Consider the following 25,398-nt stretch of genomic DNA (forward strand, 5'->3'; position numbering starts at 1 on the left):
CGCGGGCCAGCGCATCGACGCGGGCCGCGACTGCGCAGGACGCGGCGCTCCCGCACCCCCGGCCCATCACGCGACAGGCCCTCCTCCGGGCGGAGAAGGGCCTGCCATGCCGTGTCGAAGTGAGACCGCCTACCGCGTCGTCGCCAGCAGCAGGTCGGGAAGCCACAGGGCGATGCCCGGTACCAGGCACAGGATCAGGATCGCCACCGCCATCAGGATCACGAAGGGCAGGGTGCCCCAGATGATGTCCGAGAGCGGGATGTCCGGGGCGATGTTCTTGATGACGAAGATGTTCAGGCCCACCGGCGGGTGGATCAGGCCCATCTCCATGGTGATGGTCATCACGACGCCGAACCAGACGAGGTCGAAGCCGGCGGCCTTCAGCGGCGGCAGGATGATCGGCGCCGTCATGAGGATGATCGAGACCGGCGGCAGGAAGAAGCCGAGGGCGATCACCAGCGCCAGGATGGTCACCAGCAGCAGCCAGGGCGAGAGCTGCATCGCGACGATCGCGGCGGCGGCCGATTGCGAGATGTGCAGGTAGCTCATCACGTAGGCGTAGAGCAGCGACATGCCGATGATCAGCATCAGCATGGTGGATTCCCGCAGGGTCGCGGTCAGGATCGGCGTGACGTCGCGGAAGCGCCAGACGCCGTAGATCGCGGCGATCAGGGCGAGGGCCATCAGGCCGCCGAGGCCGGCGGTCTCGGAGGGCGTGGCGTAGCCGCCGTAGAGCGCCACCATCACGCCGGTGAGCAGGATCACGAAGGGCAGGACCCGCGGCAGCGTCGAGAAGCGCTGCGCCATGCTGTACTGGTCGTCGGCGAGGATCGGCGAGGCCGGGCCGCCGCGCTCCATCACGGCCTTCGCCGCGGCGAATTCCGAGCGGAAGCGCACGATCGACCAAGCCGCGAACAGGCTCACGAGCAGCAGCCCGGGTCCGATGCCGGCCAGGAACAGGCGTCCGAGCGATTGCTCGGCCGCCACCGCGTAGAGGATCATGGTGATCGAGGGCGGCAGCAGGATGCCGAGGGTCCCACCGGCCGCGATGATCCCGGCGGCGAAGCCCGGCGAGTAGCCGCGCTTGCGCATCTCCGGGATGCCGGCCGAGCCGATCGCCGAGCAGGTGGCCGGGCTCGAGCCCGCCATGGCGGCGAACAGCGCGCAGGCGAACACGTTGGCGATGCCGAGGCCGCCGGGGATGCGGTGCATCCAGGCGTGCATGGCCGAGTAGAGATCCTGCCCGGCCTTGGACCGGCCGATGGCCGCGCCCTTCAGGATGAAGAGCGGGATCGACAGCAGGGTGATCGAGGCCATCTCCTCGTAGACATTCTGCGCCACCGTATCGAGCGAGGCGCCGGGCATGAACGCCACCATGAAGGCGAGCGCCACGAAGCCGAGGGCGAAGGCGATGGGGATGCCGGAGAGCATCGCGCCCAGGGTCGCGCCCGCGTACAGGAAGCCGATCGCGGCCGTGCTCATCGTTCAACCTTCGCGGAAACGGTCTGCCCCATCGGATCCGGTCCCCGCGGCGCAACTTCGGGAGCCGCGTGCATGTCGCGATTGAGATCGGCCCCGAGCCCGATCTTGGGATGCGCCCAGCCGGCGGCCCGCGGCCCGTAGGCGAGGGCCTCCGCGATCTGCAGGACGAATTGCAGGCACAGCAGGCTCATGCCCACCGACATCAGCGTGTAGGGGATCCAGAGGGGCGGCCCCCAGGTCGATTGCGAGACCTGCCCGTCGACCCAGGCCTCGTGGTCGAGCGACCAGCTCTTCCAGGCGAAGAACAGGCAGAAGGCGAGGCTGATGATGTCGGCCAGCAGCAGCCGCACCCGGTTGGCGGCCGGCGGGAGGAGGCCGGTCAGCGCCTCGATCGCCACATGGCCGCGCTTGGCCTGCACGCCGGCTGCCGACAGGAAGGTGGCCCCGATGATCAGGAACACCGCCATCTCGTCCTGCCACTCCGTCGGCTCCTTCAAGAGGTAGCGCACGACGACACTGTGCGTCAGCACGAGGCAGGCGGCCACGAGGCAGAGGCCGCCCACACCGAGGATGACCCGGTTCAGCAGGCGCATCGCCCGATCGAAGGCACCGAGAAGGCCGGGCAGGCGCGGCTCGTCCGCGCCCCGCGCCTCCGGGGCGGCCGTGGCCGCGTCGAAGCCGTGGCTCACGCGACCTGCTCCGCGAGCTTGAGCAGCTCCGCGCAATTCGCGTTCTTGCCGGCATAGTCCTTCCAGGCCGTGTTGCGGGCGAGGTCCCGCCACTGGCCGAGGGATTTCTCGTCGACCTGGACGACCTTGGCGCCGGCCTTGGAGAAGATCTCCTCGACGCGGGTATCATCCTCCTTGGCGCCGGCCTGACCGAAGGCCTCCAGCTCGGTTCCGACCGCCATGATCAGGTCCTGCTGATCCTTCGGCAGCCCCGAAAACACGATCTTCGACATCATGATCGGCTCGAGCATGAACCAGTACGAGCGCTCGCGGCCCGAAGTCAGGGCCTTGGACAGCTCCTCCAGGCGGAAGGAGATCAGGCTGGTGGACGAGGTGATCACCGCGTCGCAGGCCCCGGTCTGCATCGCAGCGTACGATTCGTTCGACGGGATGGAGAGGGTGGCTGCGCCGGCCTCCTTCATCATCATGTCCATCTCGCGCGAGCCGCCGCGGACCTTCATGCCCTTGGCGTCGGCCGGGGAGAGGAGCGGGCGCTCGCGGCTCGCGACACCGCCGGCCTGCCAGACCCACGAGACCAGCACGATCCCCTTGGAATCGAGGATCTCGGAGAGCTTGCGACCGACCGGCGCCGCCTTCCAGGCCACGGCCTGGGCATAGGAAGTCACCAGCGCGGGCATCAGCCCGATATTGAGTTCCGGCACCTCGCCGCCCGCGTAGGGGCTCGGGTAGAGCGACATGTCGAGGGCGCCCTTGCGCATCGCGCCGAACTGGGCGTTCGTCTTCATCAGCGAGGAGCCGGGATAGACTTGGACGTCCAGCGCGCCCTTCGAACGCTCGCCGACCATCTTGGCGAACTTCCGGCACATGCGGTCGCGGAAATCGCCCTCGTCGATGGTGCCCCCCGGGAACTGATGCGAGAGCTTCAGCGTCGTGGCCGCCTGGGCCGTACCCAGCCCGAACCGCAGGACCGCCGGTGCCGCGAGCGTGGCCGCGATCAATGAGCGACGAGTTGGCGTCATGGATCTCTCCCGCGCCGCAAACAAAGCGGCAGAGTTTTGTGCGCTGCAATAGTGCCGCGCTTCGTTGTATGCATGGAAGACCGGCTTGTATATTTTGTCAATGCTCCAGCATAATGTTCGCGTGCGTCGAACATCCGCCGGCCTCAATGGGCGGGGCGACGCGCAGCCCGATCATCGGGGGAGGAAGCAGGAGCATGAGCCACGCGCAGCGGCTTCGGCAGCGGATCGAGGACGAGATCGTCTCGGGCGAACTCGCCCTGGGGTCGCGGCTCGACGAGAACCAGCTCGCGGCCCGGTTCGGGGTCTCGCGCACGCCGATCCGCGAAGCGCTGCTCCAGCTCGCCGTCACCGGCCTCGTGCAGACGAAGCCCCGGCGCGGGGCGATCGTCAGCGCGCCCGAGCCGCACCTGCTGCTGGCCATGTTCGAGACGATGGCGGAAATCGAGGCGGCGTGCGGCCGCCTCGCCGCACGCCGCCTCGTCGCCGAGGACGCGGCGGCGCTGCGCGCCGCTCTCGAGGGCTGCCGTACGGCCCTCGCGACCGAGGATGCCGAGGCGTATTACGCCGAGAATTACGTGTTCCACACGGTGGTCTACCGGGCGAGCCGCAACACCTTCCTGGCGGAACAGGCCCTGTCGCTCCATCGCCGCCTCGCCCCGTATCGCCGGCTGCAGCTGCGGGTACGCCAGCGCCTGCCGCAATCCCTCGCCGAGCACGAGGCGATCGTCGGTGCCATCATCGCGGGCGACGAAATCGGGGCCGCCGACGCCCTGCGCAGCCACGTCATCGTCCAGGGCGACCGCTTCACGGACTTGGTGGCCGGCCTGCGGGCACCCAGCGCGGCCTGAGTCCGCGCGATCCGGCCGTGCTGGACGGATGCGCCCACCCGTCAGGGTCCGGACAGGCTGGCGCCGTCGACCGGCCACCAGGTTCCGAACCGCGCTCAGGTTGCATTGCTTCGATGATCCGGCCAACTCGACCTGCGGTTGGGCGGCCGGCCCTGCTCAATCAAGGCTGGTGAAAGACCTCGCTGCCGACGCGCCTCGCACGCCCGTCGCGTCGCGACTGATTCGCAAGGACCGGAAAGGCGGGCCGATGCCGGGCCCGAGTGCCGCCGGCAGCGCCTTCATTGGGCGCGGCGCGTCGTCCAGCGGCGCCTTGCATCCCGATTGCATCTTGCACGGCGTGGCTCCGCGACGCGCCTGAAGATGCAGACGACCGCAATGCTCTGAGGACTCAACCGGAAATGGGTTGAGCGGTCAGGCGATCTCCACGGCACCGTAATTGGCGGCGATCACCGGCTTCTTCCCGCGGATGTGCTCGCGCATCAGCACAGCCAGAGCGGCACCGTCGCGGGCGCGCAGGAGCTCGATCATGCGCTCGTGCTCCGATACGGCCCGGGTCCATTGCTCCGGGGTCTGGTGCGCGGAATAGCGAGACCGCTGGATCCGGCCGGACAGGCTCTCGTAGATGTTCGCCAGGATCGTGTTGCGGCTGGCCGCCATGATCCCTTCGTGGATCCGCCGGTTGTGACTGAAATAGCCGGCCTCGTCGCCGGCCTTCCAGGCCGCCACCATCGCGTCGTGATCGACGACCAGAGCGTCGATCTCGGCATCGGTGATCGTGCGGCAGGCAAGTTCCCCGGCGGTCGCCTCGAGGCCGGCGATCACCTCCATCATCTCCTCGAGTTCGCCTTCCGAGATGCTGGCGACGCGCGCCCCGCGGTTCGGGAGCAGTTCGAGCAGCCCTTCCGTAGCCAGGATCTTGATCGCCTCACGAAGCGGCGTCCGCGAGATCCCGAAACGCTCCGTCAGTTCGCTCTCGTTGATCCGGGTCTTCGGCTCCATTTCACCGGAACGGATCAGCTCGCGCATCCGGTCGGCGACCTCGTCGTGGAGGTAGCGGCGGCTGATGCCGATCCCGGGCTCGATCTTATTCATGGTCCCCCGACACACGCCAGATCAGTGCGACCTGTGGTCTATGTGTAGGTGCCCGGCAATGGAGTGTCGAGGCACGAGGGCTCGATCCAGCACGCGAGCCACATGTTCTGCCCGGAGGCCCAATCCGTCATGGATCTGGTGGCGGCAGCTCGTCCCGTCGGCCACCACGAGGTCGTCGGGTCCGGCGGCGCGCAGGGCCGGGAACAGCGACAGCTCCGCCATTGCGAAGGACGTCTCGATCGATTCCGGCCGGTAGCCGAAGGCGCCCGCCATCCCGCAGCAGCTCGACTCGATGACCCGCAGGTCGAGCCCCGGCACCGCCCGGAGCACCGTCTCGACCGAACCCATCACGCCGAAGGATTTCTGGTGACAGTGGCCGTGCAGATGCGCGACGCGGCCGCCCTGATCGGCGAAGGGCAGAGCGATCCGGCCTGCCGTCAGGTCGGACGCCAGCAACTCCTCGAACAGGAACGACTGCTTGGCCAGCAGCGCCGAGTCGGCGCCCGGCAGCAGCGCGGCGAATTCGTCCCGGAAGGTCAGCAGACAGGAGGGTTCCAGGCCGACCACGCGGGCACCCGCGCGGAGGAAGGGCAGCAGCGCGTCCAGGGTGCGGCGCGCCTCCTGACGCGCCCGGTCGGTCTGGCCGGCGGAGAGCCAGGTCCGGCCGCAGCAGAGGGGGCGCCGGCCGCGAGACGGGTAGACCCGGTGCAGCCGGTAGCCTGCGGCCTGCAGGACGCGCTCGGCCGCCTCAAGATTCTCCCGTTCGAAGGCGCGGTTGAAGGTGTCGCCGAACAGGATCACGTCGCGGAAATCCCCGGCGACGTCCTGTGCGTGGGCGGGCTCGCCCTGCTCGCTCCAGGGTCGGCGCCAGCGCGGCAGCGAGCGCTTGGCCGAGAGGCCGGCGAGCCGCTCCGACAGGGCCGCGAGGGCCGGGTACCGGTCCCGCAGATTGAGGAGCGGCGCCAGCTTCGCGGCGGCCCCGGCATAAAGCGGCATCGTGGCGATGAGGCGCTCCCGCAGGGGCAGCCCGTGGCGGGCGTGGTAGTGGTGCAGGAACTCGATCTTCATCTTGGCCATGTCGACGCCGGTCGGACATTCCCGGCGGCAGGCCTTGCAGGAGACGCAGAGATCGAGGGTGCGCTTCATCTCCGGGCTGGTGAAGGCGTCCTTGCCGAGCTGACCCGAGATGGCGAGCCGCAGGGAATTGGCGCGGCCGCGGGTCAGGTGCTGCTCCTCCCCGGTCGCCCGGTAGGAGGGGCACATGGCGCCGCCGACGAGCTTCCGGCAGGTGCCGTTGTTGTTGCACATCTCGACGGCGGGGCCGAAGCCGCCCCAGTCCGACCAGTCGAGGGCGGTCTTTATCGGCGCCGACACGGCGTAATCCGGCTTGAACCGGAACAGGCTGCGGTCGTCGAATCTCGGCGCCCGCACGATCTTGCCGGGGTTGAGACGGTTGTCCGGGTCGAACGCGTCCTTCACCGTCTCGAAGGCGCGCGTGAGGGTGGCGCCGAAGAGCGGCTCCACGAATTCCGAGCGGGAGATGCCGTCGCCGTGCTCCCCGGAATACGAGCCCTTGTAGCGGCGCACGAGTTCGGAGGTCTCCTCCGCGATCGCCCGCATCCGGCGGACATCGCCGGCCTGCTTCATGTCCAGGATCGGGCGGACATGCAGGCACCCGACCGAGGCGTGTGCGTACCACGTGCCGCGGGTGCCGTGCTTGGTGAAGACCTCCGTCACTGCGTCGGTGTAATCGGCGAGGTGCTCCAGCGGGACGGCGCAATCCTCGATGAAGGAGACCGGCTTTGCGTCGCCCTTCATCGACATCATGATGTTGAGGCAGGCCTCGCGGACCTCCCAGACCGATTTCTGGCGGGCGGGCTCGACGACCTCCACGACGGCGTCCGGGAAGCCGTGATCGGCCATGCAGGCCTCGAGGCGCTTCAGGTCGCGCCGGAGGGCCGCGAGATCGTCGCCGGCGAACTCGGTCAGCAGCAGGCAGTTCGGCTTGCCCTTCGTGATGTCGGCGAGCGTCGTGCGGAACAGCGGGATGTCGGCCCCGAGCACGAGGACGTTGTTGTCGACCAGCTCGACCGCCACCGGGTCCAGGCCGACGATGTGCCGCGTCGTCTCCATGGCGGCCCGGAACGACGGGAAATGGCACACGCCCATCACCCGGTGAGTCGGCAGGCGCGAGAGCTTCAGCGTCACCGCGGTGGTCGCGGCCAGCGTGCCCTCGGACCCGACGAGCAGGTGCGCGAGGTTCGGCTGGGCCTCGATCAGGGCGTCGAGATTGTAGCCGCCGACGCGACGCTGAACCTTCGGGTAGCGCGCGTCGATCTCGGCGCGATGGTCCTCTGCGAGATTGCGCATGCGCGCCGCCAGCGCGGAGGCCCGGTCCGACCCGTTCACGCCCGAATGAGCGTTGCCGGTCAGGCCGAAGCCGAAGGCCTCGCCGTCGTGGAACAGCGCCTCGACCGCGAGGACGTTGTCGCTCATCTTGCCGTAGCGCAGGGAGCGAGCCCCGCACGAATTGTTGCCGGCCATGCCGCCGATAGTGCAGCGGGTCGCGGTGGAGGGTTCGACCGGGAAGAACCAGCCGTCGGCCTTCACCCGGGCGTTCAGCCGCTCCAGCACTAGGCCGGGCTCGACCGTGATCGTGCCGGCCTCCGGGTCGTAGGCCAGGACGCCGTTGAAGTACCGGGAGCAGTCGACCACGAGGCCCGACCCGATCGGCTGGCCGTTCTGTGAGGTCCCGCCGCCGCGCAGGATGACCGGAGCGCCGTGCTCGGCGGCGATGCGCAGGGTCGCGGCGATGTCGGCGGCGGAGCGCGGCAGCACGACGCCGGCCGGCATGATCTGGTAGATCGACGCGTCCGTGCTGTAGCGTCCGCGCGTGAACGCGTCGAAACGCGCCTCACCCTGGAGCTGCTCCGCCAGCCTGCGCGGCAATCCGGCATCCAGGCGCGCCGCGGCACGCGGCGCCGGGGTACCCGCCCTCGCTTCCGTCACGATCGATCCCTCCCGGGATGGGACGCGCCCACCCGCCGGGAAATGTATTCAAAATTCACTGCGGAGCAAACCGGCAGCGATGTCACGCTGGGGAACGGGCCCGCGACGCCCTGCGCGGCCGCTCGGCCGGTGGGGCCGCCGCGATCCTCGCGTAGCGCGCGGCCCGATTCAACTCCGCGGCAGGACCGGCACACGTCGGCACCGCCTCCGCCGCGCAAGGCAGGCGTAACTGGCGACCCCCGCTGGCGGGCCTCAGTGGTTGTCCCGCGGCACGCCGGACGCCTGCGCGACCTTCTGGAACTTCACCGCGCCCTTGAGCACCATGCCCTGGTCGAGCTGGTCGACCTGATCGCGGTAGATCTCCTGCCAGGGCGTCTGCGTCGCCGGGTACGGGTAGCCGCCCCGCGTCGCCAGATCCGCGCGCCGGCGGCCGAGTTCCTCGGCCGGGAGCAGGATGTCGGCGCTCCGGCGGTTGAGGTCGACGCGGATCCGATCGCCGGTCTGCAAAAGGGCGAGCCCGCCACCGGCCGCCGCCTCGGGCGAGGCGTTCAGGATGGCGGGCGTCCCGGAGGTGCCGGATTGCCGGCCATCGCCGATGCAGGGCAGGGACGTGACGCCGCGCCGGATCAGCACGCCGGGCGGCTGCATGTTCACCACCTCGGCGGCGCCGGGATAGCCGATCGGACCGGCCCCCCGCATGATCAGGATGGTGGTCTCGTCGATGTCGAGGGCCGGGTCGTCGATCCGCGTGTGGTAATCCTCCGGCCCGTCGAACACGACGACGCGCCCCTCGAAGGCCATCGGGTCGTTCGGATTGCGCAAGTAGCGGGCGGCGAACTCCTCGGAGATCACGCAGGTCTTCATGATCGCCGAGTCGAACAGGCTCCCCTTGAGATTCAGGAAGCCCGCGCGCTCCATCAGCGGCGCGCCGTAGGCGCGGATCACGTCGCGGTTCCAGCTGTGCCGCCCACGGTAGTTCTCGCCGACGGTCCGTCCGTTGCAGGTCAGCGCGCCCTCGTGGACCTTTCCGGCCTCGATCAGCTCGGCGAAGACCGCCGGGAGCCCGCCCGCGCGGAAATATTCCTCCCCGAGCCAGCGGCCGGCGGGCTGCATGTCCACCAGGAGCGGGATCTCGAACCCGACGCGCTCCCAGTCGTCGCAGGTCAGCGGCACGCCGATATGCTTGGCGATGGCGTTGATGTGGATCGGTGCGTTGGTCGAGCCGCCGATCGCGGCGTTGGCGACGATGGCGTTCTCGAAGGCTTCCCGGGTTAGGAGGTCGGAAGGCTTCAGGTCCTCCCAGACCATCTCCACGATCCGCTGGCCGGTGGCGTAGGCCGCTTGTCCGCGCTCACGGTAGGGGGCGGGAATCGCCGACGAGCCGGGCAGCGCGAGCCCGAGCGCCTCGGCGAGCGCGTTCATCGTTGAGGCCGTGCCCATCGTGTTGCAATGGCCCGTGGAGGGCGCCGAGGAGCCGACGATGTCCATGAACTGCTGATAGTCGATATCGCCGGCCGCGTGGCGCTCGCGGGTCTTCCAGACGATCGTCCCGGACCCGGTCAGCTCCTTCTGGAAGTAGCCGTTCAGCATCGGCCCGACGTTTAGCGAGATTGCGGGGATGTTCACGGTCGCGGCGGCCATAAGACAGGCTGGCATGGTCTTGTCGCAGCCCGTGAGCAACACGACGCCGTCGAGCGGATAGCCGTACAGAACCTCCACCAGCGACAGGTAGGCGAGGTTGCGGTCGAGGGAGGCGGTGGGCCGCTTGCCGGTCTCCTGGATCGGATGGCACGGAAACTCGAACGCAACGCCGCCGGCGGCCGTGATGCCTTCGCGCACGCGCTTGGCGAGTTCCAGATGATGGCGATTGCAGGGCGACAGGTCGGAGCCCGTCTGAGCGATCCCGATCAGCGGCTTGCCCGAGCGCAGTTCCTCCGGGGTCAGCCCGTAGTTCAGATAGCGCTCGAGGTAGAGCGCAGTCATGCCCGGATTGTGCGGGTTATCGAACCACGCCTTCGAGCGCAGGTCGGCAGGCGTCATCCGGCGTTGATCGCTCATGGTCGCTTCCTCACATGCTCGGGGCGTCATCGAAACAGGAGCCTCGGCAACCTGCGCGTCCCGATCTCATCACCGCTCTGAGTCCGGTAGAACCGGGCCCGAAACCTACTCTGCCGCGGTTCAGACCGCAGCATCTCCCGCGTCGGATTGATGTCAGGACAGCATCCGCGTGTCACCGTCGATGGAGATCGCTTGGCCCGAGATCGTCCGGCCGCGGGACGAGCAGAGCAGCAGGATCTGGTCGGCGAGTTGCCGGGCGGTGACATATTCCTTGACCGAGACGAACGAGAAGGCGCGTGCCTCCATTTCGGCGAAGCTCGTGCCCTGCTGTTGAGCCTTTGATTCGAGCACCCGCCGCTGACGGTCGCCCGCCACGAGACCCGGCAGGATTGCGTTTACCCGAATGCCGGCCCCGCCGAGTTCGATGGCGAGCGACTTGGTGAAGCCGATGACGCCCCATTTGGCCGCCGCGTAGGGACTGCGGAGAGCGAAGCCGAACTTGCCGGCAGCCGAGGACAGATTGACGATCGAGGCATTCGCACTCTGGCGCAGAAACGGGACCGCCAAGCGCGCGCAGTTGAACTGGCTGGTCAAGCACACGGTGAGGCACCGGTCCCAGTCCTCGGGAGCGATCTCCTCGACGCGGCCGGTCGGGCCGGCGATACCGGCATTGTTAACCAGCACGTCGAGGCCGCCCAGGAACTCGACGGCTTGGTCCATCATCGCGGCGACCGCGTCGCGGTCGGCGACGTCGGTCCGGCAGCGGCCGACTGAAGCCGGCAATCCTGCCAAGACCTCGGCGTCGACGTCGCAGGCGAAAACTCGCGCGCCTTCCTCAAGGAAGGCCTCGACGATGCCGCGGCCGATCCCGGCGGCGCCCGCCGTCACCAGAACACGCAGGCCGGCAATCCCTAGCTCCATGCTCAATCCTCTTCCTGAGTGTCCCGCAAACCACCGCGGTCCATGATGAACTCGGCGGCCTCGCGAATGTCCGCCGCGATGGCGGCAGCGGCGGCGGCGGCATCGCGATCCTCAATGGCCGCCAGAGCCTCAGCGTGTCGCCGCAGCGCGAAACCCTGGAGCAGCCGCTCCGGATGGACGCGCAGGTCCAGGTTGATGACCGGACCGGCCTTCAGCCAGAGTCGGGCGATGATCTCCTGCAGTGGACCGAGGCCGCAGGCGCCATAGATCGCGAAATGCAGGTCGCGATTGAGCTGAACGGCGCGGGTCCTGTCTGGTTTCGTCGCCTCGGCCTCCGCCCGGAATGCCGCCTCGGCACGCCGGATCGTCGCAAGCTCCTCGGCCGTCCGACGCTCGGCGGCACGGGCGACCGCAATCCCCTCCACCGCGATGCGGGTCTCGGCCAATGCGCGGAAGGCGGCCGCACTCATGACCGGTACCCGGATCACCCGGTTCGGGGCCACTTCCAACACGCCGTCCGCTGCAAGGCGGCTGACCGCCTCGCGGACCGGCATCACCGAGACGCCCAGTGCCGCCGCGCTCTGGCGCAGGGAAAGGCGGTCGCCCGGTGCCAACCGCCCGGAAGCAAGGAGGTCTGCCAGAGCCTCGTAGACCGTTTCGGACAGGGTCCGCCGTTCGAGCTGGGGCAGTTCAGCCAGGGCTGAGGTGGAATTCATATGCCGACACTAGACGGAACTGGCACTATCGCGCTAGTGATCTGTGATCACAGTTTGGGTGAGGGCCGCCAGAGCCCGTGACAACAACCCGGCTTGAGGAAACGTACGGGAGCGGAACGATGACGGACCGGTTTGGGGATTCCCTTTCTCGCCGCAGCCTTCTGAGAGCCGGTGGTGCCGCGCTGCTCGCGCCGGCTTTGGCCAGCCCGGCCCTTTCGCAGGGGCAGTCGGATGTGATCCGCATCGGCCATCTGACGCCGCGCACGGGCTTCCTCGGTCCGCTCGGCGAGTTCGCCATGCAGGCGGCTCAACTGGCCATCGAGGAAATCAATGCCACCGGCGGCATCGCGGGACGGAAGGTCGAGTTGCTGTCCGAGGACAGCGTCAACCCGCAGACCGCGTCGGCCAAGGCCGAACGCATGATCCAGCGCGACCGCGTCGCCTGCCTCGTCGGCGAGATCAATTCGGCCTCTGCGCTGGCCATCAGCCAGGTGGCGCAGCGCGAAAAGGTCCTGTTCATCAACACCGGAGCCAATTCGGACGCCCTGCGCGGGTCCGATTGCAAGCGCTTCATGTTCCACGTCGAAGCGCAGAACACCATGATGGTGCGCGCCTGCGGACGGGCCCTTCTCGATCGCGGGCTGATCAAGGGCCGGAAGGTCTACGCGCTCACCGCCGACTACGCCTTCGGCCACGACCTGCTGAAGCAGGCGAAGAAGTACTTCGCTGCGCACGACGCGACCCTGGTGGGCGAAGATCTGATCCCGACCGAACTCACGGATTTCTCGCCGTTCCTGTTGAAGCTTCGCCAAGCTAAGCCGGACCTCGTAATCTGCAATCTTGCGGGAGCGCAGATCACCAACTTCCTCAAGCAGTTCAGTGAGTTCGGGCTGCCTTTCCCCGTCGCCGGGTTCGGCTTCGACACGGCGCTCGCCTGGGGCGCGGGGCCCGGCAACTTCCTCGGCACGTGGCCGGTGATCTGGCATCACCAGATCGACTCGCCCTCGGCCAAGAAGTTCGTGGCGGCCTTCAAGGCCAAGTACAAGAAGCCGCCGGAGAACCAGGGCTGGGGTGACTATACGGCGATGAAGATCGTCGCCCAATCCATGAACGAGCTGAAGACGACCGAGTCGATCAAGGTCGTGGAGCACCTGGAATCCGGCGCCAAGTTCGACATCGCCAAGGTCCGTGAGGGCTATTTCCGCCCCTGGGACCACGAGCTGATGCAGGAGATGTTCGCGATCACGGCCCTGCCGGCCGATCAGGTCAAGAATCCCTACGACATCTTCTCCTCGACCGGGCCGCTGCCCGGTCCCGATGAGAGCCTGGAAGTGCTCGCCACGACGCGCGAAGAGAACGCCTGCACGTTCCCGGTGTGAGGCGGCGATGCAGCTCGTCTTTATCCTGGAGCAGGTGCTCAACGGCCTGCTGATCGGCGTCCAATACCTGCTGATCGCTCTCGGCCTGTCGCTGATCTTCAGCCTGGGCGGGATCGTGAATCTCGCTCACGGCGCGTTCTACGCGATCGGCGCCTACCTGACGGTGCTGCTGACGCCAACAATTGGCTTCGGCGGCGCGCTGGTCGCCTCACCCCTGGTAGTCGGCGTGCTCGGCCTCCTCATCGAGCGCTTCCTGCTGCGGCGCTTCTACCGGGGCGACCCGACGCTCGCATTGCTGCTCACCTTCGGGCTCGCCATGGTAGCCGAGCAGGCGCTGCGGATGGCCTTCGGGGCGGCGCCTGTGCCGTTCGGAATCCCGCCGTGGCTGCGCGGGCAAGTCTTCATCGGCGACCTGATCTACTCGCGCTATCGGCTCTCGATCCTGGTGGTGGCGCTGGCCTGCGTCGCGTGCCTGTGGCTACTCCTGACCCGCACGAGCTTCGGCCGCGTGGTCCGGGCCGGCGTGCAGAACCCCGACATGGTCGCGGCACTGGGGATCTCGCTCCGGCCCTACATGACCGCGGTTGTGACGATCGCGGTCGGGCTCGCCGCCCTCGCCGGGACCATGATGGCGCCGGTGACCGGTGTCCATCCGGCTATGGGTGCCGAGATCCTCACCTTCGCCTTCGTGGTGGTGGTGATCGGCGGCCTCGGGTCCTTCTGGGGTGTGGTGTTCGCCGCGCTGATCGTGGGCGTCGTCCGGGGCCTGACCGCCTACGCCTATCCGCCGGCCACGGAGGCGGCCGTCTACGCCCTCATGGTGCTGGTCCTGATGCTGCGCCCGCGCGGCCTGTTCGGCGAGCACATCGCCCGGTTCGAGTGAGCGGAGAGCGTCCCATGTCCGGAACCGCCGAGCCGCTGCCGCTCGCCCTGCCGCAGCGCGGCCTGATCCTGCGCGAGAGCCGCCAGCTCTGGGCGGCTCTGGCCGCCCTCATCGTCCTGCCCTTCGCTCTCGACGCGATCGGCCTGACACTGATCACCGCCACCGACGTGGTGATCTTCGCCCTGGCCGTGCTGGGTCTCAACATCCTGGTCGGCTGGACCGGCCTGACCTCGTTCGGGCACGGCGCGTGGTTCGGCATCGGCGCCTACGCGGTGGCGATCCTCCAGACCCGGCTGTTCCCGGGCGACATGGCGCTGCCGCTGATCGGCGCGCTGGCGATCAGCGCGCTCGCGGCCGTGGTGGCCGGCGGGCTGATCCTTCGGCGACGGGGCGTCTACTTCTCGCTGTTGACGCTGGCCTTCACGGCGATGCTTTACGCCATCGCGTTCCGCTGGACCGACCTGACCGGCGGCGAGAACGGCATCGGCAACCTGCACCGCTGGGCGACGCTTCAGGAGCCGGGCGCCTACTACGCCGCGGTGTCAGGCATCGCCTTCGTTGTGCTGGTCGGGTTGTGGCGCTTCCGCCGCTCGCCGATGGGTAGTGTGCTCGTGGCCATCCGCGAGAACGAGCAGCGCGCCGGCTTCCTGGGCTACGCCACCAACCGCTACAAGCTCGCGGCCTTCGTGATCTCGGCGACGATCACCGGGCTCGCCGGCGCGCTCTCCGCCTACAGCCATCGCTTCACATCGGCCGACCCGATCTCCATCGCGTTCTCGGGCGAATTGCTCGCCATGGTGGTGATCGGCGGGATGCGCTCGTTCCTCGGGCCGGCGCTCGGCGCCCTGTTCTACATTCTGTTCCGCGAGTTCCTGTCGATCTACACGGCCGACTGGCTGCTCTATTTCGGCCTTCTCTTCGTCGCCTTCATCGTCTTCTCGCCGGACGGGCTCGTCGGCATCGTGGCGCGGCTGCTGAAGCCCTTCCGGAGAGTCCCCGCCGAAGGCGCCGCCATGTCGGCGCGCCGGGCCGGCGCGTCGGGGCGGGTCCCGGCACGCTTCATCGCGGAGGGGCGCACCGAGGGACCGGTCCTTGTCGCCGACGATATCAGGAAGAGCTTCGGCCCCGTGGCGGCGGTGCGCGGCGTGTCCTTCGCGGTGGCCGACCGGACGCTGCACGCCCTGATCGGTCCGAACGGCGCCGGCAAGACCACGGCTTTCAACCTGCTCTCCGGGATGTTCCGACCGAGCGGCGGCAGCATCCGCCTCGACGGGCGCGAGATCGCGGGCCTCGAGCCGCACGCGATCACGCGGGCCGGCCTTGGCCGCTCGTTCCAGATCACCAACCTGTTCCCGGGCTTGTCGGTGGAGGAAAATATCCGTCTTGCGGTCCAGGCGCGGCACGCGGCGCATTTCAGCCCCTGGCGGGATGCCCTTTCGATCCGCGAGGTCACAGACGACACCGCCGAACTGCTGCGCTGGACCGGCCTCGCCGGCATCGAGCGGGCCGAGGCCGGCAGCCTGTCCTACGGAGGCCAGCGGCTCCTCGATATGGGGCTGGCGCTGGCGACCCGCCCCCGCGTGCTCCTCCTCGACGAGCCCCTGGCCGGCCTCGCCGCAGCCGAGCGCGAGCGCGTCGGCGACCTGATCAAGGCGCTGTCGGCCGATATCCCGGTGCTGCTGGTGGAGCATGATATCGACCGCGTGTTCCGCCTCGCCGACCGGGTCACCGTGATGGCCGACGGCGCCGTGCTCGTCGACGGATCGGTCGCCGACGCCCGGGACGACGCCCGCGTGCAGGCGGTCTATCTGGGCTCCGGCGCTGCGGCGATCGCTGCGAAGCCCCGTACCAGTGCCGCTGAGGCCGAGTCCCTGCTCGCCATGGAGGATGTCGACACCTTCTATGGCAAGTCGCACATCCTCAACGGGGTGAACCTCGGGGTGCGTCGCGGCGAGGTCGTGGCCTTGCTCGGCCGCAACGGCGCCGGCAAGTCGACGCTGCTGAAGACCTTGATCGGCACCGCGCCGCCGGCCGCCGGCCGCATCGTGCTCGGCGGCAAGAACATCGCCGGTCTGTCGCCGGACCGGATCGCCCGTCTCGGCATCGGCTACGTGCCGCAAGGCCGGGCGCTGTTCGCAGGCATGAGCGTCGCCGAGAATCTCGGCCTCGGCCGACTGCGGCGGCTCACCGGTGCCGGGATCCACTGGGACGAAGACAAGGTCTTGGAGTTCTTCCCGCGGCTCAAGGAACGATGGAACGTCGATGCCGCGCGCCTCTCGGGCGGCGAGCAGCAGATGGTGGCGGTGGCGCGCGCCCTGTCGGGCGACACCCGGCTCCTCCTCCTCGACGAGCCGTTCGAAGGCCTGTCGCCGGCGGTGACGGAGGAGCTGTTCGAGGCCTTCGACCGTCTGCGCCGGGAGATCGCGATCATTCTGGTGGATCACCACCTCGACCTCGCTTTGGCGCTCTCCGACCGCACCGTGGCGCTGGAGCGGGGCAGCGTGCAGTGGACGGGAGAATCGCGCCACCTGCGCGAGGATCAAGACCTCAGGCGAAAGGTGCTTTGGCTATGACCGAGAGCGTCGCGATCGTCGGCGCCGGCCTGATCGGCCGGGCCTGGGCGATGATCTTTGCCCGCGCCGGCTGGGACGTGCGCCTGTTCGATGCCGCCGAAGGCGTCGCCGATGCCGCCGTGCCGCTCTGCGCCGAGGGCCTGCGGACGCTGGCGGAAAACGGCCTCTGCCCCGATCCGGAGGGCGCCGCGCGCCGCATCAAGGCTGCGCCGAATCTCGCCGTCGCCCTAGGCGGCGTCACCTTCGTGCAGGAGAACGGCCCGGAGCGGCTCGACGTGAAACGAAGCCTCTTCGCAGAACTCGACGCCCAGGCGCCGCAAGACGCGATCATCGCGTCCTCCTCCTCGGCGATCCGCTGCTCCCTGTTCACCGAGAGCCTGCCGGGCCGGGCACGTTGCCTGATCGGCCACCCGGTGAACCCGCCCCACCTGATCCCGCTGGTGGAGATCTCCGGCGCCCCCTGGACCGCACCGGACGTCCTATCGCGCGCAAGGGGGATCTACGAGCGTATCGGCCAGGTGCCGATCACCGTGCTCAAGGAGATCGAGGGCTTCATCCTCAACCGGCTGCAGGGCGCCCTGCTGGCGGAAGCGTTCCGTCTCGCGTCCGAGGGCTACGTGACCCCGCAGGATCTCGACAAGACCGTCTCGGACGGGCTCGGCCTGCGCTGGAGCTTCATGGGCCCGTTCGAGACGATTGAGCTGAATGCGCCGGGCGGCATCGCAGATTACTGCGGGCGCTACACGGGCTTCTACAAGAGTCTCGCCGCCGATCCGGCGCCGCCGAGCGTTTACGAGGCGCCGGCCACCGAGGCGATCCTGGCGAACTGGCAGGCCCCCGCCGACCTGCCCGCCCGCATGAACCGCCGCGACGCGCGGCTGGCGGCTTTACGGGCGCACAAGGCTTCACAGAAGGACTGAGCATGGCCTCACAGCGGAAAGTCATCATCACCTGCGCGGTGACGGGCGCGATCCACACGCCCAGCATGTCGCCGCATCTCCCAGTGACCCCCGAGGAGATCGCCGACGCCGCCATCGGCGCCGCCGAGGCGGGCGCCGCCATCGTGCACCTGCACGCCCGCAACCCCGAGAACGGCCAGCCCGACCAGTCGCCGGAGGCCTTCGCCAAGTTCCTGCCGGTGATCAAGCAGCGCTCCTCCTGCGTAGTGAATATCACCACCGGCGGCGCGCCGACCATGCCGATCGAGGAGCGGGTGCGCCCGGCTGCGACCTTCCAGCCTGAAGTCGCCTCGCTGAATCTCGGCTCGATGAATTTCGGCTTGTTCGGAATGCTCGACCGCTTCAAGGATCTGAAGCACCAGTGGGAGCGCGACTACCTCGGCAATAAGGACATCATCTTCCGCAACACATTTGGGCAGATCGAGCACATCCTCACCACGTGCGGCCCCAACGGGACGCGGTTCGAGTTCGAGTGCTACGACACCGCGCATCTCTACAACCTGAAATATTTTTTCGACCGTGGCCTCGTGCAGGCGCCGCTGTTCATCCAGACGGTGTTCGGCCTACAGGGCGGCATCGGCGCCCATCCGGACGACGTGATGCACATGAAGCGCACTGCCGATCGGCTGTTCGGCGACCAGTACCGCTGGTCTGTGCTGGGGGCGGGCCGCAATCAGATGAACATCGCCGCCATGGCGGCCGCGATGGGCGGCAATGTCCGTGTCGGTCTGGAGGATAGCCTCTGGGACGGGCCGGGCAAGCTCGCGGAGACCAACGCCGCTCAGGTACGCCGCGTCCGTTCGATCATCGAGGGGCTGGGCCTGTCCGTGGCGTCGCCCGACGAGGCGCGCGAGATGCTGGCGCTGAAGGGGGGCGACAAGGTCGCGTTCTAGAGGCGCCGTCTTGTAAAAGATGGACGATGGGTCGCGATGATGGGACGCATCGTCCAAGGTCTGCTTACGTTCATGCACCCGTCCATCCGCGCGAGCGGAGCGAAGCAACCCGGTGTTGCGCGACATCGAAGATCATGCCGCCCCGGATTGTTTCGCTCAGCACGCAGAGACGGTCGAGATCACTGCGCCTCATTCAAGGCTGGCCGAAGACCCGCTCCAGATCCGCCTGCGCGACGCCCTCGATCTCCAGGATCTTCAACCGACTCTGATCACCGGAGGCGATCCGGACCGCGCCGCGGCTGGTTTTGAGCGCCTTCGCGATCATCACCACCAGCGCCGCGTTCGCGGTCCCGTCCACCGGTGGAGCCGAGACACGGGCCTTCAGGTAGAACTGGCCCTTCTCGTCGCGGGCCCAACCCTCGATCGCGTCACGCCCGCCGCGGGGCGTCAGGCGGATTGCCAGCCGGATCGCCACCTCAAGAAAGCTCAGAAGATCTTGCCCGGGTTCAACCGGTTGTCGGGATCCAGCGCCCGCTTGACCAGCCGCATCGCAGCGATCTCCTCCGGCGAGCGCGACAGCGACAGCTTGCCCCGCTTCTCAAGACCGATCCCGTGCTCCGCCGAGACGGAGCCGTTCAGCTCCGCGAGCGGTGTGTAGATCGCCGCGTCAATGGCGGCGTTGCCGGAGGCGTCGAGGCGGGTCGTGTTCCAGTGCAGGTTGTTGTCGCCGATGTGGCCGTAGACGACCGCACGGCAGCCTGGGATCGCGGCGAGGCGGTCGAGCGCCCCGCGGACGTAGCCGTCCATCTTGGACAGCGGCACGCTGACATCGAACGCCCGCTCAATGCCGTCGGTGTTAAGATGCTCCACGCGGTCGCGAATGCGCCACATGCCCCGACGCTGCTCCTCCGACGAGGCGATGGCGGCGTCGAGGATGGTGCCGTCGCCCATCAATCCCTCCAGCAGACCAAGGAAGCGGTCGGCCTCCTCGGTGACGCACTCGACCTCGATAATCGCGTAGAACGGATAGTCGTGTCCGAGCGGCGGCGTCGCGCGCCCGGGCGCCGTCATCAGCCGGTAGAAGTCCGGCCAAAGCCCCTCGAACGACGACACGCGCCCCTGGAAGGCACTCTGCGCCGCGCGCAGCACCCGCGCGCCGTCGTCCACGCCCGGACAGGCGATCAGCGCGGTGGCGTAACCGGCGGGCTCCGGACGCAGCCGCAGCACCGCCCGCGTGACGAGGCCCAGCGTCCCCTCGGTGCCGACGAAGAGCTGTTTCAGATCCAGCCCGGTGTTGTTCTTGATCAGCGGGCGCATGGACGAGACCACGGTGCCGTCCGCGAGCACGGCCTCCAGTCCGAGTACCATCTCGCGCATCATGCCGTAGCGCAGGACGCGCAAACCGCCCGCATTGGTTGAGATCGCACCGCCAATCGTCGCCGAGCCGCGGGCGCCGAGGTCGAGGGGGAAGAAGAGGCCCGCGGCCGAAGCCGCATCCTGAACGCTCTCGATGGTGGCACCGGTGCCGACCACCACCGTCATGCCCAGCGGGTCCACAGGGTCGATACCGGTCATGCGTTCCGTGGAGAGGGTGATCTCGTCCGGCGCGCAGAGGGTGCCGTCGACGAGGCCGGTGGCGCCGCCACGAGGAACGACTGCGACACCGGCTTCGTGGCACGCCGCCATGACGGCGCTGGTCTCGGCGGTGTCGCGCGGCCGGACTAGTGCCAGGGCGGCGCAGGGCTCGGTCGGCCGCGTCCAATTGGCCGAGCGCCCGCGCAGCTCGTCGCCGGTGACGAGGCCCGACGGTCCGACGATCGCGGCGAGGCGGTCGAGGAAGGCGGCGTCGGTCATCGGCATCATCTCAAAAGTGTCCGGGGTGCCACGTCGGGCGGCGCTCCGCCCGACGCTCTGTCACAGAATTCCGCGCGCCGCGAGGTTACGCATCAACGCCCGGGCACCGAACGTCCAGGGCTCGCAGGCGTCGCAGGGGCGCATGCGGTTGACGAGGCTGCCGAGTTCCGGGCTCGCCACCACCACCCTGTCGCCATCCGCATGGGTGAAGCCGAGGCCGGGCCCGTGCCGATCCTGGATCGGCGCGAACATCGTTCCGAGGAGGAGGAGGGCGCCGTCCGGGTAATTGTGGGTCCGCCCCATGAGGGCCTCCGCCAATTCCTCCGGGTCGCGGCTGATCTCGGCGAGCGGCGAAGTGCCCTCCAGTCGGAACCCGTCCGTGCCGGTGACCTCCAGAGTGACGGTGGTATGCCGGACGTCGTCGAGGCCGAAGGTGTCGTCGAACAGCCGCAGGAACGGTCCGAGGGCGCACGAGGCGTTGTTGTCCTTGGCCTTGCCGAGGAGGAGCGCCGACCGGCCCTCGAAGTCGCGGAGATTCACGTCGTTGGCGAGCGTGGCGCCGACGATGCGCTGGTCCGAGGCGACGGCGAGCGCCACCTCGGGCTCCGGATTGTTCCAGTGCGAGTCGGGATGAAGGCCCGCATCCGCCCCGCAGCCAACCGCCGAGAGCGGCTGAGCCTTGGTGAAGATCTCCGCATCCGGGCCGATGCCGACTTCCAGGTACTGGCTCCAGGCTCCCTGCGCGACCAGCACCTCCTTGAGCGCCATGGCCTCGGCCGAACCGGGCTTCAACCGGCGCAGGTCCCGGCCGACGAGGCGCTCGACTTCGGCCCGGATCGCCGCAGCAGCGGCAAGATCGCCGCGGGCACGCTCCTCGATCACGCGCTCCAGCATCGACGTGGCGAAGGTGACGCCCGCCGCCTTCAGGGCCTGCAGGTCAACTGGGGCGAGGAGCCATGGCCCTGCGGTATCGCGCCCGTCGGGCGGCGTGTTCGCCAGAATCGCATCGAGGCTGCCGAGATCCGCGCCTTCGGCACTCCGCAGGGCTTGTCCGGGATCACGGGCTTCGCACAGGTCGCTGACCGTGGGAAACGTCGCAGTGACGTCGATGACCTGAGCCGCGCCCGCCGCATTCGCGCGGATCGCCACGACGCTCGGGCCGGACACGTCCGGCCGCCACACGCGGCCCACGAGGGCTCCGCGACATCCATCGGCGGGCAGGATCTCCCGCGCGGTCAGGCCCGATGACGACATGCGCTCACTTCCCCTGAATCTACGCCCGCGGCGCGCCCTGCTCTGACCCCGCAGTCCCCCCAGAGGCGGCCCCGCGCGGCGCAATCGATTCGTCGTCCCAGCATCGGCGCGGGATCGCGGTCCCATAGCATCCCGGGCTGCGCATAATCCCGCGGCGTGTTTCAGCGCGCCGGCCCCGTCACCCCTCCGAAACGGTTTGCCTGACAAATTGAAGATTATCTGCAGCTTCGCCGTGGCGCCCGCTTGCTTTCCTGCACACCCTCCTTTGTACTGATGTTCTAGAGCCACCGACAGAGTGGCCTTGATCGGGAGGAAGCATGGCCTCGGTGGGAATCCGCGAGGTTCGCAAGGCTTTCGGATCGACGAACGTCCTGCACGGTGTCTCCGTTGACATCCGTGACGGTGAATTCGTGATCCTGGTCGGCCCATCGGGCTGCGGAAAGTCGACTCTGCTGCGGATGATCGCCGGGCTGGAAAATATTTCCGGCGGCGAGATCCGCATCGGCGAGCGGGTGGTGAACGATGTTCCGCCCAAGGAGCGGGACATCGCCATGGTGTTCCAGAACTACGCGCTCTACCCGCATCTCACGGTCCGCGAGAACATGGCCTTCTCGATGCGGATCCGGAAGGCTCCCGCATCCGAGATCGACCTGCGGGTCAACAAGGCCGCGCAGATCCTTGGCCTCACCCACCTGCTCGACCGCTACCCGCGCCAGCTCTCGGGTGGCCAGCGCCAGCGCGTCGCCATGGGCCGGGCGATCGTCCGCGACCCGCAGGTGTTCCTGTTCGACGAGCCGCTCTCGAACCTCGACGCCAAGCTGCGCGTTGCCATGCGGACCGAGATCAAGGAACTCCATCAGCGACTGAAGACGACGACCATCTACGTCACACACGATCAGATCGAGGCCATGACCATGGCCGACCGGATCGTTGTGATGCATGACGGGATCGTCGAACAGATCGGGCCGCCCCTCGAACTCTACGACCGGCCCGACAACCTGTTCGTCGCGGGCTTCATCGGCTCACCCGCCATGAACTTCGTGCCCGGCAAGGTCCGGGCGAACGGGCGCCTCGTCTTCGCCACCGAGACGGGCCTGACAATCCCGCTGGCCGGCGCGCCGGCCGGCGTCGAGGACAGGCCCCTTATCCTGGGAATCCGGCCCGAGCATTTCGATCTCGCGTCCGACGGCATCGCCGCCGAGGTGGTGGTCGTAGAGCCGACCGGCTCGGAGACCATGCTGGCGGTGCGTGCCGTTGGCCAGGATCTCACCTGCGTTCTGCGCGAGCGCGTCAGCGAACGCCCGGGTGAGACCGTCTCCCTGCGGCCGAACCGCGTGCATTTCTTCGACGCCGAGAGCGGCCGTCGCTTGGCCAACTGACCCGCGCCCGAGCGGCTGCAGGAGGCGGAGCGCCCGCCGACACCGTGATCACCGAGGGAGTAGCCTACGATGTCCGTACTCGATCGCCGTTCCCTCCTCGCAGGCGCCGCCGCGACCGGCCTCGCCGCCGGCGGCGACCTCCTGGGCTTCGCCCGGGCCTGGGCGCAGAGCACCGAGTGGAAACCCGAGCCAGGCGCCAGTCTCTCGCTGCTGCGCTGGAAGCGCTTCGTGCCGAGCGAGGACGAAGCTTTCATGAAGATGGTCGACGCCTTCACCAAGGCGACCGGCGTCAAGGTCACGGTGACCAACGAATCCTTTGACGACATCCAGCCCAAGGCGTCGGTGGCCGCCAATACCGGGCAGGGGCCCGACATGGTCTGGGGCCTGTTCTCGTTCCCCGCCCTGTTCCCCGACAAGTGCCTGCCGCTGGAAGATGTGGCCGAGTCCCTCGCCAAGAAGTACGGCCCCTGGTTCCCGTCCGCCGAGGCTTACGGCAAGGTCAAGGGCAAGTGGATCGCGATCCCCGTAGCGTTCAACGGCGGCTATCCGAACTACCGCATCTCCGCGATGAAGAAGGCCGGTTTCGACAAGTTCCCGACCGACACGGCAGGCTTCCTCGAGCTGTGCCGCGGCCTGAAGAAGAACAACACGCCGGCCGGCTTCGCCCTCGGCCACGCCACCGGCGACGGCAACACGTGGTGTCACTGGGCGCTCTGGTCCCACGGCGGCAACCTCGTAGACGCCAACGAGAAGATCGTGATCAACTCGCCCGAGACCGCGAAGGCGCTCGAATACGTGAAATCCCTGTACGAGACCTTCGTGCCCGGCACAGTGTCGTGGAACGACTCTTCGAACAACAAGGCATTCCTGGCGGGCGACCTGTACCTCACCAACAACGGCATCTCGATCTACGCCGCCGCCAAGAAGGACAACCCGAAGCTCGCCGAGGACATGGACCACGCGGTGTGGCCGATCGGGCCGGCCGGCAAGCCCACCGAGTTCCAGCTCGCCTTCCCGATCCTGGCCTTCAAATACTCCAAGGTGCCCAACGCCTGTAAGGCGTTCATCGCCTTCATGATGGAGGCGGCGAACTACAATCCCTGGCTGGAGGCGGCGCAGGGCTACCTCTGCGAGCCGCTGTCGAACTATCCCAAGAACCCGATCTGGACGAACGACCCGAAGAATGCGGTCTTCGCCGAGGCGGGTCGCCGCTCCCTGGCTGCCGGTGGTCTCGCGCCGGTGAGCGAGCGCATCGCCGCGGTGCTGGCCGACTTCGTGATCGTCGACATGTTCGCGTCCCACTGCACCGGCCGCGAAGACGTGAAGGGCGCCATCAAGAACGCCGAGCGCGCCGCCACCCGGATCTTCCGGAACACCTGACCGCACCCGCCGGAGGCGAGACCATGGCGCACACGGCCCTGACGCAGCCCGCCCCGGCCGCAATCCCGACCCGCTCGGCTTGGCAGCGCATGCGCGCGAGCCGCGGCTGGGCGGGGTTCTGGTTCATGCTGCCGACGGCGTTGATCCTCGGGTTGTTCCTGGCCTACCCGCTGCTGAAGGGCATCTGGCTGTCCTTCACCAACGCGCGGATCGGCCGCGACGGCGTCTTCGTCGGTCTCGAGAACTACGAGTGGCTCTGGGACGACGACGTCTTCTGGCTCTCGGTGTTCAACACCTGCCTCTACACGGCGGTGGCGTCCGTGGTGAAGTTCGGGGTCGGCCTCTACCTCGCGCTGCTGCTCAACAAGAACATGCCGTTCAAGTCGATCATCCGGTCGATCGTTCTGATCCCGTTCGTGGTGCCGACCGTGCTGTCGGCCATCGCCTTCTGGTGGATCTTCGACAGCCAGTTCTCGATCATCTCCTGGTCGCTGCGCCATCTCGGGGTGATCGACGGCAACATCGACTTCCTCGGCGAGCCCGCCATGGCGCGGGCCTGCGTGATCTTCGCCAACATCTGGCGGGGCGTGCCGTTCATCGCCATCACGCTGCTCGCCGGCCTGCAGACGGTCTCGCCCTCGCTCTACGAGGCCGCGACGCTCGACGGCGCCTCCAACTGGCAGATCTTCTCGCGGATCACCCTGCCGCTCCTGACCCCGATCATCGCCGTGGTGATGACCTTCTCGGTGCTGTTCACCTTCACCGACTTCCAGCTGATCTGGGCGATGACGCGCGGCGGACCGGTGAACGCCACGCACCTGATGGCGACCCTCTCGTATCAGCGCGGCATCCTCTCGGGGACGCTCGGCGAGGGCGCGGCCATCGCCACCGCCATGGTGCCGTTCCTGCTCGCGGCCATCGGCATCTCGTGGTTCGGCCTGCAGCGCAGGGCTTGGCAGTCCGGGGGGAACGACCGATGAGCGCGCCCGCACCGCCCGCCCACGCCGATC

The 25,398-nt window shown here is 68.3% G+C and carries 20 protein-coding genes; 9 read left to right on the plus strand and 11 right to left on the minus strand.

Going from position 1 to position 25,398, the window contains the following annotated elements; all coding sequences use genetic code 11:
* Positions 1-129: 129 nt before the first annotated feature.
* Genes BLT59_RS18515 through dctP form a run of 3 tightly spaced genes read right to left on the minus strand, consistent with a single transcriptional unit; the run spans position 130 to position 3,190 of the window.
* A complete protein-coding gene (locus tag BLT59_RS18515) occupies positions 130-1,482 on the minus strand; it encodes a TRAP transporter large permease (protein ID WP_091783490.1) in 1,353 nt (450 codons plus the stop codon).
* Positions 1,479-2,171 (minus strand): TRAP transporter small permease, encoded by a 693-nt coding sequence (locus BLT59_RS18520; RefSeq protein WP_091783493.1) that lies wholly within the window; start codon positions 2,169-2,171, stop codon positions 1,479-1,481. Before BLT59_RS18520 ends, BLT59_RS18515 begins: the two co-directional genes overlap by 4 nt.
* Entirely contained in the window at positions 2,168-3,190 is a 1,023-nt protein-coding gene (gene dctP, locus BLT59_RS18525) for a TRAP transporter substrate-binding protein DctP (protein ID WP_091783496.1), read from the minus strand. Before dctP ends, BLT59_RS18520 begins: the two co-directional genes overlap by 4 nt.
* 194 nt (positions 3,191-3,384) lie before the next feature.
* On the opposite strand from dctP, the gene BLT59_RS18530 reads away from it, so the two are divergent.
* Positions 3,385-4,038, plus strand: a complete 654-nt coding sequence (locus BLT59_RS18530; RefSeq protein ID WP_091783499.1) for a GntR family transcriptional regulator — start codon at positions 3,385-3,387, stop codon at positions 4,036-4,038.
* Positions 4,039-4,449: 411 nt separating this feature from the next.
* On the opposite strand, the gene BLT59_RS18535 is transcribed toward BLT59_RS18530, so the two are convergent.
* From BLT59_RS18535 to BLT59_RS18555, 5 genes are all read right to left on the minus strand, one after another.
* Positions 4,450-5,130: a GntR family transcriptional regulator gene (locus BLT59_RS18535; RefSeq protein WP_091783502.1), complete on the minus strand. Its 681-nt coding sequence runs from the start codon at positions 5,128-5,130 to the stop codon at positions 4,450-4,452.
* Between the two features lie 21 nt (positions 5,131-5,151).
* Positions 5,152-8,139: an FAD-binding and (Fe-S)-binding domain-containing protein gene (locus BLT59_RS18540; protein WP_091783506.1), complete on the minus strand. Its 2,988-nt coding sequence runs from the start codon at positions 8,137-8,139 to the stop codon at positions 5,152-5,154.
* Between the two features lie 252 nt (positions 8,140-8,391).
* A complete protein-coding gene (locus BLT59_RS18545; protein ID WP_091783510.1) occupies positions 8,392-10,197 on the minus strand; it encodes an IlvD/Edd family dehydratase in 1,806 nt (601 codons plus the stop codon).
* A gap of 153 nt (positions 10,198-10,350) precedes the next feature.
* Positions 10,351-11,118, minus strand: a complete 768-nt coding sequence (locus tag BLT59_RS18550) for an SDR family oxidoreductase (RefSeq protein ID WP_091783512.1) — start codon at positions 11,116-11,118, stop codon at positions 10,351-10,353.
* A 2-nt stretch (positions 11,119-11,120) separates the two neighbouring features.
* Complete coding sequence (locus BLT59_RS18555; RefSeq protein WP_091783514.1) at positions 11,121-11,834, minus strand: GntR family transcriptional regulator; 714 nt, start codon at positions 11,832-11,834, stop codon at positions 11,121-11,123.
* 119 nt (positions 11,835-11,953) lie between these two features.
* On the opposite strand from BLT59_RS18555, the gene BLT59_RS18560 reads away from it, so the two are divergent.
* Genes BLT59_RS18560 through BLT59_RS18580 form a run of 5 tightly spaced genes read left to right on the plus strand, consistent with a single transcriptional unit; the run spans position 11,954 to position 18,521 of the window.
* Positions 11,954-13,213: an ABC transporter substrate-binding protein gene (locus BLT59_RS18560; RefSeq protein ID WP_091783516.1), complete on the plus strand. Its 1,260-nt coding sequence runs from the start codon at positions 11,954-11,956 to the stop codon at positions 13,211-13,213.
* A gap of 7 nt (positions 13,214-13,220) precedes the next feature.
* Entirely contained in the window at positions 13,221-14,096 is an 876-nt protein-coding gene (locus BLT59_RS18565; protein WP_091783518.1) for a branched-chain amino acid ABC transporter permease, read from the plus strand.
* A 14-nt stretch (positions 14,097-14,110) separates the two neighbouring features.
* Positions 14,111-16,669 carry a branched-chain amino acid ABC transporter ATP-binding protein/permease gene (locus BLT59_RS18570; RefSeq protein WP_091783520.1) on the plus strand — a complete coding sequence of 853 codons (2,559 nt, stop codon included), beginning with the start codon at positions 14,111-14,113 and terminating at the stop codon, positions 16,667-16,669.
* A complete protein-coding gene (locus BLT59_RS18575; RefSeq protein WP_091783522.1) occupies positions 16,666-17,589 on the plus strand; it encodes a 3-hydroxyacyl-CoA dehydrogenase in 924 nt (307 codons plus the stop codon). Before BLT59_RS18570 ends, BLT59_RS18575 begins: the two co-directional genes overlap by 4 nt.
* A 2-nt stretch (positions 17,590-17,591) precedes the next feature.
* Positions 17,592-18,521, plus strand: coding sequence for a 3,5-dioxohexanoate:acetyl-CoA acetone transferase (locus tag BLT59_RS18580; protein ID WP_091783524.1), 930 nt, complete (start codon positions 17,592-17,594; stop codon positions 18,519-18,521).
* 193 nt (positions 18,522-18,714) lie between these two features.
* Here BLT59_RS18580 and BLT59_RS18585 read toward each other — a convergent pair whose 3' ends face one another.
* The 3 genes from BLT59_RS18585 to BLT59_RS18595 are packed head-to-tail and all read right to left on the minus strand — an operon-like array spanning position 18,715 to position 21,629.
* On the minus strand, positions 18,715-18,996 hold the full coding sequence (locus BLT59_RS18585; RefSeq protein WP_091783527.1) for a DUF167 family protein: 282 nt from the start codon (positions 18,994-18,996) through the stop codon (positions 18,715-18,717).
* Between the two features lie 11 nt (positions 18,997-19,007).
* The gene (locus BLT59_RS18590; RefSeq protein ID WP_091783530.1) at positions 19,008-20,384 is read right to left on the minus strand and encodes an FAD-binding oxidoreductase; all 1,377 of its coding nucleotides are present in this window, start codon (positions 20,382-20,384) and stop codon (positions 19,008-19,010) included.
* Between the two features lie 51 nt (positions 20,385-20,435).
* Complete coding sequence (locus BLT59_RS18595) at positions 20,436-21,629, minus strand: fumarylacetoacetate hydrolase family protein (RefSeq protein WP_091783533.1); 1,194 nt, start codon at positions 21,627-21,629, stop codon at positions 20,436-20,438.
* 317 nt (positions 21,630-21,946) lie between these two features.
* Here BLT59_RS18595 and ugpC point away from each other — a divergent pair, with 317 nt between their 5' ends.
* The 3 genes from ugpC (at position 21,947) to BLT59_RS18610 (ending at position 25,368) form a co-directional block, all read left to right on the plus strand.
* Positions 21,947-23,008 carry an ABC transporter ATP-binding protein gene (gene ugpC, locus BLT59_RS18600; RefSeq protein WP_091783536.1) on the plus strand — a complete coding sequence of 354 codons (1,062 nt, stop codon included), beginning with the start codon at positions 21,947-21,949 and terminating at the stop codon, positions 23,006-23,008.
* Positions 23,009-23,077: 69 nt separating this feature from the next.
* Positions 23,078-24,388, plus strand: coding sequence for an ABC transporter substrate-binding protein (locus tag BLT59_RS18605; RefSeq protein ID WP_091783539.1), 1,311 nt, complete (start codon positions 23,078-23,080; stop codon positions 24,386-24,388).
* 23 nt (positions 24,389-24,411) lie between these two features.
* Entirely contained in the window at positions 24,412-25,368 is a 957-nt protein-coding gene (locus BLT59_RS18610; RefSeq protein WP_091783542.1) for a carbohydrate ABC transporter permease, read from the plus strand.
* The last annotated feature ends 30 nt before the right edge of the window (positions 25,369-25,398 follow it).

The organism is Methylobacterium sp. UNC378MF, assembly GCF_900103195.1.
GTDB lineage: Bacteria > Pseudomonadota > Alphaproteobacteria > Rhizobiales > Beijerinckiaceae > Methylobacterium.